At 69.4% G+C, this 13,731-nt stretch carries 13 protein-coding genes; 8 read left to right on the top strand and 5 right to left on the bottom strand.

The window, feature by feature from the left end; all coding sequences use genetic code 11:
• Positions 1 to 20: 20 nt before the first annotated feature.
• On the bottom strand, positions 21 to 1,343 hold the full coding sequence (locus ACTOWY_RS11235) for a D-alanyl-D-alanine carboxypeptidase family protein (RefSeq protein WP_441309546.1): 1,323 nt from the start codon (positions 1,341 to 1,343) through the stop codon (positions 21 to 23).
• Between the two features lie 60 nt (positions 1,344 to 1,403).
• Here ACTOWY_RS11235 and ACTOWY_RS11230 point away from each other — a divergent pair, with 60 nt between their 5' ends.
• Positions 1,404 to 1,649 (top strand): SCO4848 family membrane protein, encoded by a 246-nt coding sequence (locus tag ACTOWY_RS11230; protein ID WP_441309545.1) that lies wholly within the window; start codon positions 1,404 to 1,406, stop codon positions 1,647 to 1,649.
• Positions 1,650 to 1,692: 43 nt separating this feature from the next.
• The gene (locus ACTOWY_RS11225; RefSeq protein WP_441309544.1) at positions 1,693 to 2,040 is read left to right on the top strand and encodes a hypothetical protein; all 348 of its coding nucleotides are present in this window, start codon (positions 1,693 to 1,695) and stop codon (positions 2,038 to 2,040) included.
• 860 nt (positions 2,041 to 2,900) lie between these two features.
• Here the strand turns inward: ACTOWY_RS11225 and ACTOWY_RS11220 are convergent.
• From ACTOWY_RS11220 to sdhC, 4 genes are read right to left on the bottom strand one after another with little or no spacing between them, the layout of a single operon-like run.
• Positions 2,901 to 3,683, bottom strand: coding sequence for a succinate dehydrogenase iron-sulfur subunit (locus ACTOWY_RS11220; protein ID WP_247763260.1), 783 nt, complete (start codon positions 3,681 to 3,683; stop codon positions 2,901 to 2,903).
• Entirely contained in the window at positions 3,683 to 5,434 is a 1,752-nt protein-coding gene (gene sdhA, locus ACTOWY_RS11215) for a succinate dehydrogenase flavoprotein subunit (protein WP_441309543.1), read from the bottom strand. The genes ACTOWY_RS11220 and sdhA overlap by 1 nt, the downstream gene beginning before the upstream one ends.
• A gap of 14 nt (positions 5,435 to 5,448) precedes the next feature.
• A complete protein-coding gene (locus tag ACTOWY_RS11210) occupies positions 5,449 to 5,871 on the bottom strand; it encodes a succinate dehydrogenase hydrophobic membrane anchor subunit (RefSeq protein ID WP_441309542.1) in 423 nt (140 codons plus the stop codon).
• 1 nt (position 5,872) lies between these two features.
• Positions 5,873 to 6,298, bottom strand: a complete 426-nt coding sequence (gene sdhC, locus ACTOWY_RS11205; protein ID WP_247763263.1) for a succinate dehydrogenase, cytochrome b556 subunit — start codon at positions 6,296 to 6,298, stop codon at positions 5,873 to 5,875.
• A gap of 391 nt (positions 6,299 to 6,689) precedes the next feature.
• On the opposite strand from sdhC, the gene ACTOWY_RS11200 reads away from it, so the two are divergent.
• The 6 genes from ACTOWY_RS11200 (at position 6,690) to ACTOWY_RS11175 (ending at position 13,493) form a co-directional block, all read left to right on the top strand.
• Entirely contained in the window at positions 6,690 to 7,820 is a 1,131-nt protein-coding gene (locus ACTOWY_RS11200; protein ID WP_441309852.1) for a BMP family lipoprotein, read from the top strand.
• Between the two features lie 82 nt (positions 7,821 to 7,902).
• Positions 7,903 to 9,471, top strand: coding sequence for an ABC transporter ATP-binding protein (locus tag ACTOWY_RS11195; protein ID WP_441309541.1), 1,569 nt, complete (start codon positions 7,903 to 7,905; stop codon positions 9,469 to 9,471).
• Positions 9,472 to 9,473: 2 nt separating this feature from the next.
• Positions 9,474 to 10,547 (top strand): ABC transporter permease, encoded by a 1,074-nt coding sequence (locus ACTOWY_RS11190; RefSeq protein ID WP_441309851.1) that lies wholly within the window; start codon positions 9,474 to 9,476, stop codon positions 10,545 to 10,547.
• Entirely contained in the window at positions 10,544 to 11,815 is a 1,272-nt protein-coding gene (locus tag ACTOWY_RS11185; protein WP_247763265.1) for an ABC transporter permease, read from the top strand. Before ACTOWY_RS11190 ends, ACTOWY_RS11185 begins: the two co-directional genes overlap by 4 nt.
• Before the next feature lie 2 nt (positions 11,816 to 11,817).
• Positions 11,818 to 12,219: a cytidine deaminase gene (locus ACTOWY_RS11180; RefSeq protein ID WP_247763266.1), complete on the top strand. Its 402-nt coding sequence runs from the start codon at positions 11,818 to 11,820 to the stop codon at positions 12,217 to 12,219.
• Positions 12,216 to 13,493 carry a thymidine phosphorylase gene (locus ACTOWY_RS11175; protein ID WP_441309540.1) on the top strand — a complete coding sequence of 426 codons (1,278 nt, stop codon included), beginning with the start codon at positions 12,216 to 12,218 and terminating at the stop codon, positions 13,491 to 13,493. The genes ACTOWY_RS11180 and ACTOWY_RS11175 overlap by 4 nt, the downstream gene beginning before the upstream one ends.
• Positions 13,494 to 13,731 lie beyond the last annotated feature (238 nt).

Below are 13,731 nucleotides of genomic sequence, written 5' to 3'. Positions count from 1 at the left end.
TTGACGTCGCTGCGGGCCGCTCAGACGGCCGCGGCGGCCGCTCGTGCCCGGGCAGCCGCCTTCGCCCGCTTCTTCCGGACGTAGAGGAAGGCGAAGATGATCACGAACACGCCGGCCGCGATGGTCAGCGGCAGGCCCACGTTGCCGAACGGGGTGACCGCGGCGGCGGAGGGGTTCTCCGGGGCGGTGATGCCGCCGTTGCCGTCCTGCTTGGCCTGGGCCGCACCGCCGTCACCGCTGGCCGCGGTCTCCGCGGGGGCCCGCTCGACCAGCTGGCCGACCGGCTCCGAGGCCGCCTTCACGCTGAAGCCGTAGTCCAGCAGCTTGGCCGCCTGGGTGTAGACCGACTGGGCGCCGATCTTCTCCGCCCTGATCAGCACCGCGACCAGCCGGCGGCCGCCCTTCTCCGCCGCGCCGATGAAGGTGTGCCTGGCATCGTCGGTGAAGCCGGTCTTGCCGCCCAGCGCGCCGGTGTACAGGGCCAGCAGCTGGTTGTCGTTGCTGACCTTGAACGCCGGCTTGTTGCCGTAGCCGGGGAAGTTGAAGGACTTGGTGCCGACCGCCTTGGCGATCTCCGGGTTCTTCAGCGCGGCCTTGAAGATGACCGCCTGGTCGTAGGCCGAGGTGGACATCCCGGGGCCGTCCAGGCCGGAGGGGGTGGCCGCGCGGGTGTCCAGCGCGCCGAGCTGGCGGGCGAGCTGGTTCATCTTGCGCACTGTCTCGTCCACGCCGCCGAGCTTGCGGGCCAGCGCGTGCGCCGCGTCGTTGCCCGAGTCCAGCATCATGCCGGTGATCAGGTCCTTGACGGTGTACTTGCCGCCGACCCCGACCCCGACCTTGCTGCCCTCCTGCTCGGTGTCCGCCTTCTCCCCGACGATCACCGTCGAGGGGTCCAGCTCCTTGAGCGCGACCAGCGCGGTCAGCACCTTGATGATGGAGGCCGGGCGGTGCCGGGCGTGCGGGTCCTTGGCCGCGACGATCGCGCCCGAGTTCAGGTCCGCGACCACCCAGGACTGGGCGTTGAGCAGGTTCGGACCCGGCGGCGCCGGAGCACCGCTGGGGGTGATCACGCCGCAGTCGTAGAGCCGAGAGCCACCGACCGGCTTGGCAGGCACCGGCAGTGGGCCGGGCGCGGTCTTACCGGGTTTGGGCTGCTCGGACATGTCCACCGCGGGCGGCGGAATGCTGCGGTCCTGACAGGAGGCGGACGGACTCGACGAGGTCGGCGTCGTGGTCTGCGACGGCTGGGCCAGCACGACCGGAGCGCTCAGCACCGCGGCAGCCAGCAGCGCGCAGACAGAGGCGACCAGCGCCGTTGCGGGGCGGTGGGCGGTAGATGGCACAAGGGCAGGCTAGCCACCCCAGCCCGGGAACGGTATTCGGCCCACCGGAATACTGCGGTGGTGATCCTGTCCCGCCGTGCCTCGCTGTTCCTGCTGGCCTTCGCGCTCTGGAGCTGGTGGATCTGGCCGACGTTCCTGGTGAACATCTCCCGGGACGCCCGTTCCTGGGCCGCAGACGGCTCCCCGACCGGCTTCTTCACCGTGCACCTGGTGCTGGTCATCACGTCGCTGGTGCTCGGAACTGTGATCGGCGTCATGGGATGGCGCGGCTTCCGTGCTATACGTAGGCAGACTACGGAATGCTGATCTGAAGAACTGCTGAATTCTTCCCACCACGAAGGAGACCGCCGTGGAGTTCGTGCGGCTTGTCCTGATCTTCCTGCACCTGCTCGGCATGGCGATGCTGGTCGGGATGATCCTGCTCCAGCTCAAGACGGCCAAGGACGGCCCGCTGAACAAGGGCTGGCTGCACGGCGTGCTGTTGCAGCTGGTCACCGGGGTCGCGCTGGTCGGCATCGCCTACCCGCTCGGCAAGGACGTGGACAACATCAAGATCGGCGTGAAGCTCCTGGTCCTGATCGCCATCGGCGCCATCGTCGCGGCCAACCTGAGCAAACAGAAGATCGCCACCTGGCTCGTCCCCACCCTGGCCGCCCTCACCGTCCTCAACGTCGGCGTAGCCGTCTTCTGGCGCTAACCCCAGCAACCCCACAACAACGGCCAACACTCGAACCGCACCGAGTGTTGGCCGTTGTCGTACACCGAGTTGGCCGTTGTGGACGCCGAGTTGGCCGTTGTTGTACGGCACGTTGGCCGTTGTTGTACGCCATAGGCCGCTGCGACCGGGCGAAGCCCGAAAGACAGGCAGCCGGGGTGGCTTTTCAAACATCCCCCGAGCGGTTCCCCATCCCCGTCAGCCTGGAGAGGACACACCGCATCCTGGGCAAGCGGCCTGCAACCTGCTTGGCCCTAGCCTCCCAACCGCAACGGGCCGCTTGCCCAGGATGTGGTTTGGTATCGGAGGGCTGACGGGGATGGGGAACCGCACACGAGCACTGCTCTTCGCTCTTGACTGTCAACCCGAAGATCAAAAAAGGATGGCCTCGCCGGCCGGGCAGACCACCGGAGGGGGGAGGCAGATCAACACCCGGGCCAGCAGGTTGCGGGGCGGGGTCTGGGCCGCCGACTTAAGACCCAGCGTGGCTCCGAGGGCTCGCGTGTTCTCCGTACGGCCTTCCGCCAGCCAACCACACCTCACCGAGCGGCCCCGGTCGCGTTGGGAGGGCCGGGCGGCGGTTTGTGTTGCAGGGGCCACTCGGCGAGGCGTGGTCAGCATGCTCCAGGCCGTACGGAGAACACGCGAGAACCCTCGTCGTGGGGGTTTCACCCCCCACCCCGACCCGTCCCGTCCCACAACGGCCAACGACCCGTACGACAACGGCCAACTCGCCGTCCACAACGGCCAACACCCCGTACGACAACGGCCAACACTCGCGGAAGGGGTTTCACCCCGCCGGCGTGTTGGCCGTTGTTGTACGTCGGGTTGGCTGTTGTGGGTCAGCGGCGGAAGAGCAGGGCGCGCTTCACTTCCTGGATCGCCTTGGTCACCTGGATCCCGCGCGGGCAGGCGTCCGTGCAGTTGAACGTGGTCCGGCAACGCCAGACACCGTCGACGTCGTTGAGGATGTCCAGCCGCTCCTCGGCGGCCTCGTCCCGGCTGTCGAAGATGAACCGGTGCGCGTTCACGATCGCGGCGGGCCCGAAGTAGGAGCCCTCCACCCAGTACACCGGGCAGCTCGTGGTGCAGCAGGCGCACAGGATGCACTTGGTGGTGTCGTCGAAGCGTTCGCGGTCGGCCGCGGACTGGATGCGTTCCTTGGACGGGTCCTGGCCGTAGTTGATCAGGTACGGCTTGACCGCCCGGAATGCCTCGAAGAAGGGCTCCATGTCCACCAGGAGGTCCTTCTCCGCCTGCAGGCCCTTGATCGGCTCCAGGGTGATCGTGGTCGGCTTGCCCTTCTTCGCCATCAGGTCCTTGACCAGGACCTTGCAGGCCAGCCGGTTCACGCCGTTGATCCGCATCGCGTCCGAGCCGCACACGCCGTGCGCGCAGGAGCGGCGGAAGGTCAGCGAGCCGTCGACGTACCACTTCACGTAGTGCAGCAGGTTGAGCACCCGGTCGGTGGGCAGTGCGGGCACCGAGAAGGACTCCCAGCGCGGCTCCGCGTCGGTCTCCGGGGTGAAACGCCGGATCCGGACGGTGACGAGCGTGGACCCCTCGGGGGCGGGGGGAAGGGCGCCGCGGGAACCCGCCGCGGGGGCCTCAGCAGTCGCGGTCATCAGTACTTGCGCTCCATCGGCTGGTAACGGGTGATGGTGACGGGCTTGTAGTCCAGGCGGATGTCCGCGGCCAGGCCCTCACCGTGCTTGTAGGCCATGGTGTGCCGCAGGAAGTTCACATCGTCGCGCTGCTGGTAGTCCTCGCGGGCGTGCCCGCCGCGGGACTCCTTGCGGTTGATCGCGCCCTGCACCAGCACCTCGGCCAGCTCCAGCAGGAAGCCCAGCTCGATCGCTTCCAGCAGATCCGTGTTGAACCGCTTGCCCTTGTCCTGGATGGCCACCCGCGCGTACCGCTCCTTCAGCGCCTGCACGTCGTGCAGGGCCTGCTTGAGGGTCTCCTCGGTGCGGTACACCGACGCGTTGAGGTCCATCGTGGTCTGCAGCTCGCCGCGGATGTCGGCCACCCGCTCGCCGCCGTCGGCCGACAGCATCCCGCTGACCATGGTCTCCACCAGCGTGGCCGGGTTGTCCGGCAGCTCGGTGTGCTCGACCGTCCTGGCGTACTCCGCGGCGGCGATGCCGGCGCGGCGGCCGAAGACGTTGATGTCCAGCAGCGAGTTGGTGCCCAGCCGGTTCGCGCCGTGCACGGAAACACACGCGCACTCGCCGGCGGCGTAGAGGCCGGGGACCACGTTGTCGTTGTCCCGCAGCACCTCGCCGGAGATCTTGGTCGGGATGCCGCCCATCGCGTAGTGCGCGGTCGGGTACACCGGCACCTGCTCGGTCACCGGGTCGATGCCCAGGTAGGTGCGGGAGAACTCGGTGATGTCGGGCAGCTTCGCGTCCAGCACCTCGGCGCCCAGGTGGGTCAGGTCGAGGTAGACGTAGTCCTTGTGCGGGCCGGCGCCGCGGCCCTCGCGCACCTCGGTGGCCATCGCGCGGGCGACCATGTCCCGCGGCGCGAGGTCCTTGATGGTGGGCGCGTAGCGCTCCATGAACCGCTCGCCCGCGGAGTTGCGCAGGATGCCGCCCTCGCCGCGGGCGCCCTCGGTGAGCAGGATGCCCAGGCCGGCCAGACCGGTCGGGTGGAACTGGTAGAACTCCATGTCCTCCAGCGGCAGGCCCTTGCGGAAGACGATGCCCATGCCGTCACCGGTGAGGGTGTGCGCGTTCGAGGTGGTCTTGAAGACCTTGCCGAACCCGCCGGAGGCGAACACGACCGCCTTGGCCTGGAAGACGTGGATCTCGCCGGTGGCCAGCTCCAGGGCGACCGCGCCGGTGCAGACCGGGCCGTTGTCGGTCTCGGTCAGGCAGATGTCGAGCACGTAGTACTCGTTGAAGAACTCGATGCCGTGCTTGACGCAGTTCTGGTACAGCGTCTGCAGGATCATGTGACCGGTGCGGTCGGCGGCGTAGCAGGCCCGGCGCACGGCGGCCTCGCCGTGGTTGCGGGTGTGCCCGCCGAACCGGCGTTGGTCGATCTTGCCCTCGGGCGTGCGGTTGAACGGCAGGCCCATCTTCTCCAGGTCGAGCACCGCGTCGATGGCCTCCTTGGCCATGATCTCCGCGGCGTCCTGGTCAACCAGGTAGTCGCCACCCTTGACCGTGTCGAAGGTGTGCCACTCCCAGTTGTCCTCCTCGACGTTGGCCAGCGCGGCGCACATGCCGCCCTGGGCCGCGCCGGTGTGCGACCGGGTCGGGTAGAGCTTGGTGAGCACCGCGGTGCGGGCGCGCTGGCCGGACTCGATCGCGGCCCGCATCCCGGCGCCACCAGCGCCGACGATGATGACGTCGTACTTGTGGAACTGCATGGTGGGAGCCTCGCTCAGCCGAAGTTCGGGGTGAAGGTGAAGATCACGAACGTGCCGAGCGCGACTGTCAGGATCACGGACACGTACAGCAGCGTGGTCAGCCAGAACCGGGTGCTGTCCTTGCGCGAGTAGTCATTGATGATCGTGCGCATCCCGTTGCCGCCGTGGATCATCGCCAGCCACAGCATGGACAGGTCCCAGAACTGCCAGAACGGCGAGGCCCAGCGGCCGGCCACGAAGGCGAAGTTGACCTTGTGCACACCGCCGTCCAGGAACAGCATGATCAGCAGGTGGCCGAGCACCAGGAACACCAGCACCAGGCCGGACAGCCGCATGAACAGCCAGCTGGCCAGCTCGAAGTTGCTCCGGCGGGCGGCCCGGCGGCGCGGGTGCCGCGGCGGCGCCAGGTCGGGCGCGTTGAGGGTCGCTTCGCTCATGTCACATCCCGCCCATCAACATGCTGTACGCCTTGGCGAGCAGGTGGTACGAGCCGGGGATCATCAGCGCGGCCCAGATCACCAGCACGGTCCACATCATCGGACGCTGGAAACGGGGGCCCTTGCCCCAGAAGTCCACCAGCATGACGCGGATGCCGTTGAGCGCGTGGAAGAGCACCGCGGCGACCAGGCCCAGCTCGAACAGGACGAAGAACGGTTCTTTGTAGGTCGCGATGACCTTGTCGTACGCCTCCGGCGACACCCGCACCAGCGCGGTGTCCAGGACGTGCACGAACAGGAAGAAGAACGTGAGCACCCCGGTGATCCGGTGGGCGACCCACGACCACATGCCCAGGTCTCCCCGGTACAGCTTGCCGCCGCCGCGGGAACCCCGCTGCTGCGTCGCCGCGGCCTCTGTGCTGGCCATGGTGGACGGCCTCCAACGTCATTGCTGGATCTCTGGCACCGGTGTTCGGGCAGCCGGGGCCTTGACCCACGGGATGCTAGCCGTGTAGACGCCGGTCGACCCACTTGACGTCGCCCGCTGTGATCGACGAGACAGCCTGCCGGGGGACTCGCGCCCGCGACGCGACACGCGCGTGACTAGCGCGCGCGAACTTCGGCGCGAACGGGGGTGGCCTGTGGATGGAGCGCCCAACAATTCGGTCACGTCGGGCAGACTGCCTGCGGAGGACGCCGTACCGGCGGGTACGGTTCGGCGTTTGTAGAAGCCCCCGTCGATGGAGCCGGGGGTTGTGCCGGGCGGCCGTGAGGTAGCTCGGTGAGGCCATGTGAAGGAGACGAGAGCCGTGCGTCGGATGCGAAACGCCGCGGTGGCCGCGGTCGCGATCACCAGCGTCCTGTCGCTGGTCGCGTGCGCGAAGGACAGCGGGACGACCCCTGGCGGCAACGCCGGTGGGGCCGAGTGCCAGAAGGCCACCCCGCCCACCGTGCAGGCCGGTTCGACCAGCAGCAGCACGACCGGGACCAAGCCCGACGCCAAGGCGCTCAAGGTGGGTCTGACCTACGACATCGGCGGCCGGGGTGACGCCTCGTTCAACGACGCCGCCGCCGCGGGCATCGACCGCGCGATCGCCGAGCTGGGTGTGCTGAAGAGCAACGTCAAGGAGGCGTCGGCGGCCGCCGGCGACACCGAGGACGTCAAGTCCAGCCGCCTGCGCCAGCTGGCCAGCGAGGGCTACAACCCGGTGGTCGCGGTCGGCTTCGCCTACGCCGACGCGCTCAAGGTGGTCGCCGCGCAGTTCCCGAACACCCGCTTCGCCATCGTGGACGCGGGCGTGGAGGGCGCCAAGAACGTCACCCCGCTGGTCTTCGCCGAGGAGCAGGGCTCCTTCCTGGCCGGGGTGATCGCCGCGTACAAGAGCAAGAAATGCTCAGTCGGCTTCGTCGGCGGCGTGAACGTGCCGCTGATCCAGAAGTTCGAGGCGGGCTTCTACGCTGGCGCCAAGGCGGCCGCGCCGAACATCAAGATCGAGAAGAAGTACCTCACCCCCGCGGGTGACGTCTCCGGCTTCAACGACCCGACCAAGGGCAAGGTCGCCTCGGACGGTCTGATCGACGGCGGCGCGGACGTGCTCTACCACGCGGCGGGCGCCTCCGGTAAGGGCGTGTTCAACGCCGCCAAGGCCCGCGGCGCGCTGGCCATCGGCGTGGACTCCGACCAGTACAAGCAGACCACCGTGGCCGAGTCCAAGGACATCATCATCTCCTCGGTGCTCAAGCGGGTCGATGTGGCCGTCTACGACTACATCGCCGCGGCCGCCAAGAACGACCTGAGCACGCTGCCCAAGTCCTTCGACCTGAGCGTGGACGGCGTCGGCTACGCCACCAGCGGCGGCAAGGTCGACGACATCAAGTCCACTGTGGACGCCTACAAGGCCGCGATCGTGGCCGGCCAGATCAAGGTCTCGGACAAGCCGAGCAGCTGAGCAAGCATCAACACGCGGCGGGCCCGGGGCGCGGCTCCGGGCCCGCCGCGCGTTAGCCGCCACCCACCGGGAGAACTCGAAGATGAGCAGTTCCCTCGATGCCGCCCAGCACTCGCGCCCCGCGGTCCGGCTCACCGGCATCACCAAACGCTTCCCCGGCGTGATCGCCAACTCCGACGTGCACCTGACCGTGGCGCACGGCGAGGTGCACGCGCTGTGCGGGGAGAACGGCGCTGGCAAGTCCACGCTGATGAAGATCCTCTACGGCATGCAGCAGCCCGATGAGGGCACGATCGAGGTCAACGGCGAGCAGGCGCACTTCCGCTCGCCCTCGGATGCGATCAAGGCAGGCATCGGCATGGTGCACCAGCACTTCATGCTCGCCGACAACCTCACCGTGCTGGAGAACGTGGTGCTGGGCGCCGAGGCGCTGCACGGCATCGGGTCCAAGGCGCGCAAGCGGATCGCCGAACTGGCCAAGCAGACCGGGCTGCGCGTCAGCCCAGACCTGCCGGTGGAGCACCTTGGCGTGGCCGACCGGCAGCGGGTGGAGATCCTCAAGGTCCTCTACCGCGGCGCGCGGATCGTCATCCTGGACGAGCCCACCGCGGTGCTGGTGCCGCAGGAGGTCGAGGAGCTGTTCCTCACCCTGCGCGGCATGCGCGAGCAGGGCTACACGTTCCTGTTCATCTCGCACAAGCTGGACGAGGTCAGGGCCATCGCGGACAGCCTCACCGTGATCCGCCGCGGCAGCACGGTCGGCACCGCCGACCCGAAGACCGTCACCTCCCGCCAGCTCGGCGAGCTGATGGTGGGCAGTGAGCTGCCCAGCCCGGAGACCCGCGAGTCCACCGTCACCGACCGCCCCGTGCTCACCCTGTCCGAGGTGCGGCTGTGCGCCGCGGGCGGGCAGCGGCCGCTGCTGGACCACATCACGCTGACCGTGCACGCGGGCGAGGTGCTGGGCATCGCGGGCGTGGAGGGCAACGGCCAGACCGAACTGGTCGAGGCCGTGATGGGCATCCGCAAGATCGACAGCGGCTCGGTCACCCTGGACGGCGAGGACATCACCAAGACCCCCACGCTGGCCAGGCGGGAGGCCGGGATCGGGTACGTGCCAGAGGACCGGCACCGGCAGGGCCTGCTGCTCACCCAGACGCTGTGGGCCAACCGCATCCTGGGTTACCAGACCCGCCGCCCGGTGGTCCGCGGCCGCTGGCTGGACATCGAGGGCGCGCGGGCGGACACCCGGCGGATCGTCGAGCAGTTCGACGTGCGCACCCCTGGCATCGAGGTGCCAGCGGCCGCGCTCTCCGGCGGCAACCAGCAGAAGCTCGTGGTCGGCCGCGAACTCTCCGGCGACCCGGTGCTGCTCATCGCCTCGCACCCGACCAGGGGCGTGGACGTGGGCGCGCAGGCGGTGATCTGGGAGCAGATCCGCACCGCGCGGGCCAACGGCCTGGCCGTGCTGCTGGTCTCGGCCGACCTGGACGAGCTGATCGGGCTGTCCGACACGATCAAGGTCATGTCGCGCGGACGGCTGGTGGCCGACGCGGACCCGAACGTGGTGACGCCCGAGGACCTCGGCGCGGCCATGACCGGCGACTGCGAAGACGAGGTCGGCGCCATCGACGAGGGGACCGAGCAGTGAAGCTGAACGCCCGCGCTGTCCTGCTGCCCCCGCTGCTGGCGATCATCGCGGCCCTGCTGCTGTGCTCGATCGCGCTGGTGATCTCCGGCGGCAACCCGCTGGAGGCCTTCGGCGCGATGATCGCGCAGGTCGGCAGGGGCACCACCGCGGTGGACATCGTCAACACCGGCAGCACCTACTACCTGGCCGCGCTCGCGGTGGCCATCGGCTTCCAGATGAAGCTGTTCAACATCGGCGTCGAGGGCCAGTACAAGCTGGCCGCGATCGTGGCCATGATCGCCGGTGGCGCGGTCGCCCTGCCGCCGGTGCTGCACACGCTGTTCATCCTGGTGGTGGCGGCCCTGGTAGGTGCGATGTGGGCGGCCATCCCGGCCATCCTCAAGATCACCCGCGGGGTGAACGAGGTCATCTCCACGATCATGCTCAACTGGATCGCCACCGGCATCGCCGCGTATCTGATCCAGCAGTCGGTCTTCGGCGAGCTGCGCGGCAACAACCTGGGCACGCCGGTGGTGGCCGAGTCCGGCTGGGTGCCCGGCATCTCCCTTGGCGGCGCTGGGACGATCTTTGGCCTGGTGGTGCTGGCGGTGCTGGCCGGGGTCGGCTACTGGGTGCTGATGAACCGCACCCGGTTCGGCTTCGAGCTGCGCGCCTCTGGCGAGTCGGCCACCGCGGCCACCGCCGGCGGGGTCAACGCGAAGAAGATGATCCTGGTCGCGATGCTGCTCTCCGGGGCCACCGCGGGCCTGGTCGCGATGCCCGAGCTGCTCGGCCGCGACCACACCTACACGCTGAACTTCCCGGCCGCCTACGGCTTCACCGGTATCGCGGTGGCGCTGCTGGGCCGCAACCACCCGGTCGGCATCGCCTTCGGCGCGCTGCTGTGGGCCTTCCTGGACAAGTCCTCGGTCGCGCTGGAGAACGTGGGCGTGCCCAAGGAGATCGTGACCATCATGCAGGGCTCGATCGTGCTGTCGGTGGTGGTGGCCTACGAGGTGGTCCGGCGGATCACCCTGGCGGCCGAACAACGCAAGGTCGGGCAGCAGCTCGGCACGACGGACGAGGTGGCCGCATGAGCGCCGTAGTCGACACCCCGCAGACTCCCGACAGCGCGGCGTTTCTCGCCGGGCCTGGGCCGAAGCGCAAGCTGCCGGGCTGGAGCGTCGGCCTGCTGCTGGTTGCCGCGGCCATCGGGGCGCTGTCCACCGCCTCCTACCTGACCGGCGTGCCGCAGCTGACCTCCTCCGGCACCTTCCAGACCGCGGTCCAGCTGGCCATGCCGATCCTGCTCGCCGGGCTCGGCGGGCTGTGGGCCGAGCGCGCGGGCGTGGTCAACATCGGCCTTGAGGGCATGATGATCCTGGGCACCTGGGGCGGGGCCTGGGCCGGTTACCAGTGGGGCCCGTGGGCCGGACTGGTCGCGGCCGCGGTCTTCGGCGCGCTGGGCGGCCTGCTGCACGCCATCGCCACGGTGACCTTCGGGGTCAACCACATCGTCTCCGGTGTGGCGATCAACCTGCTCGGCGCCGGCGTGACCAAGTACCTCTCCACGCTGCTGTTCCAGCCGGTCTCGCACAACCCGCGGGAATCGCCGCCGGTGCCCAAGTTCGACACCTTCTCCATGCAGCCGCTTGGTGACTGGCTGGCCGAGCTGGAGAACGAGCAGCGGGTCGGCATCTCCGATGTCGCCGGCATCCTCAAGGGCCTGGTCACCGGGGTGTCCCCGCTGACCATGCTGGCCATCCTGCTGGTGCCGATCACCTACCTGGTGCTGTGGCGCAGCCGGTTCGGCCTGCGGCTGCGCTCCTGCGGGGAGAACCCGGTGGCGGCCGAATCGCTCGGCGTCAACGTCTACCTGCACAAGTACGCCGCGGTGATCGTCTCCGGCGCGCTGGCCGGGCTCGGCGGGGCGGCGCTGCTGCTCAACCCTGGCCAGTCAGGTTACCTGGAGAACCAGACGAACGGCCGCGGTTACATCGGCCTGGCCGCGATGATCTTCGGCAACTGGCGGCCCACCGGCCTGCTCGGCGGCGCGGCGCTGTTCGGCTACGCCGACGGGTTGCAGCTGCGCAGTGGCGGCGGCGCGGTGCTCGCGCTGCTGTACGCGGCGGTGCTGGCGCTGGGTGTGGTCGTGGTCTGGCAGCTCTGGCGGCGACGCTGGGTGGCCACCGCGGTGACCGTCTCCGGCGCGCTGCTCCTGTACTGGGTGTACTGGTCCTTCAACGAGCTGCCCAGTCAGATCACCACCTACCTGCCGCACCTGGTGACGCTGGTGGTGCTGGCGGTGTCCGCGCAACGCCTGCGCCCACCGGCGGCGAACGGCGTCGAGTACCGGCGCGGCTGACAATGTCCACTGTGGACTGGGAACTGCTGAGGGATACCGCGGTCAAGGCCGCCGGGCACGCCTACTGCCCCTATTCGGGGCTGCAGGTGGGCTCGGCGGCCGTCTGCGACGACGGCCGGATCGTGACCGGCTGCAATGTGGAGAACGCCTCCTACGGCCTCGGGCTGTGCGCGGAGTGCACGATGGCGGGGCAGTTGCGGCTCACCGGCGGTGGCCGGTTCGTCGCGGTGACCTGCCGCAGCGGCACCGGCGAACTGCTGATGCCGTGCGGCCGCTGCCGCCAGGTGCTCTACGAGCTGGGCGGCCCGGACTGCCTGCTCGACACCCCGCGCGGGATCCTGCCGATGAGCGAGGTCCTGCCGGATGCCTTTGGACCCGACCAGCTGCCGGAGCCGCCAGCATGAGTCACAACGCGATCGACGTGATCCGCGCCAAGCGCGACCGCAATCGTTTGACCGATGAGCAGATCGACTGGGTGATCGACGCCTACACCAGGGGCGCGGTGGCCGACGAGCAAATGTCCGCCCTGGCCATGGCCATCTTCCTGAACGGGATGACCGCCGAGGAGACCGCCCGCTGGACCGCCGCGATGGTCGCCTCCGGCGAGCACCTCGACCTGTCCGCGGTCACCCGGCCCACGGTGGACAAGCACTCCACCGGCGGCGTCGGCGACAAGATCACCCTGCCGCTGGCCCCGCTGGTGGCGGCCTGCGGCGCGGCCGTGCCGCAGCTCTCCGGCCGGGGCCTCGGCCACACCGGCGGCACCCTGGACAAGCTGGAGTCCATCCCCGGCTGGCGGGCGAACCTGTCCACCGAGGAGATCACCGCGCAGCTCAACTCGGTCGGCGCGGTCATCTGCGCCGCCACCGAGGGCCTGGCGCCTGCCGACCGCAAGCTCTACGCGCTGCGCGATGTCACCGGCACGGTCGAGGCCATCCCGCTGATCGCCAGCTCGATCATGAGCAAGAAGATCGCCGAGGGCGCGCAGTCCCTGGTCCTGGACGTCAAGACCGGCACCGGCGCGTTCATGAAGACCGAGGCCGACGCCCGCGCGCTGGCCCAGGCCCTGGTCGCCATCGGCAAGGCCAACGGCCTCAACATCAGCGCCCTGCTCACCGATATGTCCATCCCACTGGGCCGCGCGGTCGGCAACGCGGTGGAGGTCGCGGAGTCCATCGAGGTCCTGCGCGGCAACGGCCCCGCCGACGTCACCGAGCTGACCGTGGCCCTGGCCAGGGAAATGCTCACGCTGGCCGGCATCGACACCGACCCGGCCCCCGTGCTCGCCTCCGGCCAGGCCTACGAGACCTGGTGCCGGATGATCAAGGCCCAGCACGGCGACCCGGACGCCGCCCTGCCCAAGCCCAACCACATCCACGTGGTCGAGGCCCCCGAAACCGGCACCCTCACCGCCCTGGACGCCTACGCCGTCGGCGTCGCCGCCTGGCGCCTGGGCGCGGGCCGGGCCCGCAAGGAAGACCCGGTCCAGCACGCCGCCGGCATCCTCTGCCACGCCAAACCCGGCGAACACGTGACCAAGGGCCAGCCCCTGCTGGAACTGCACACCAACACCCCGGAAGCCTTCGACGGAGCCCTGTCCGCCCTCACCGGCAGCTACCAGATCGGCGACTCCGCCCCCGAGGCCAAACCCCTCATCCTGGACACCCTCCACGCCTGACCCACAACAGCACTCCCGTACCAGACTCGAAAATCGGTTGGTGAGTGGGCAGACGGCGATGCCCCGGCGGGCGGGTTGACCGGCGGGGTCAGTTGTCGGTGTTGACAGTTGTGGCGGCTGGCGGCTGGTTGTGGTGTGGGTCAGGCCGCGGTGTGGTCGGGACGGGGCTGGAGGGTGACCCTGTGGCCGGTCAAACGTTCGAGCTGGCGGGTGAGGTCGCGTTCGCGGCGTTGCCGGT

The organism is Crossiella sp. CA198, assembly GCF_052078295.1.
Lineage (GTDB): Bacteria > Actinomycetota > Actinomycetes > Mycobacteriales > Pseudonocardiaceae > Crossiella.
Note: the sequence above shows the minus strand (reverse complement) of the source record. Positions and strands in the feature narration are given on the sequence as shown.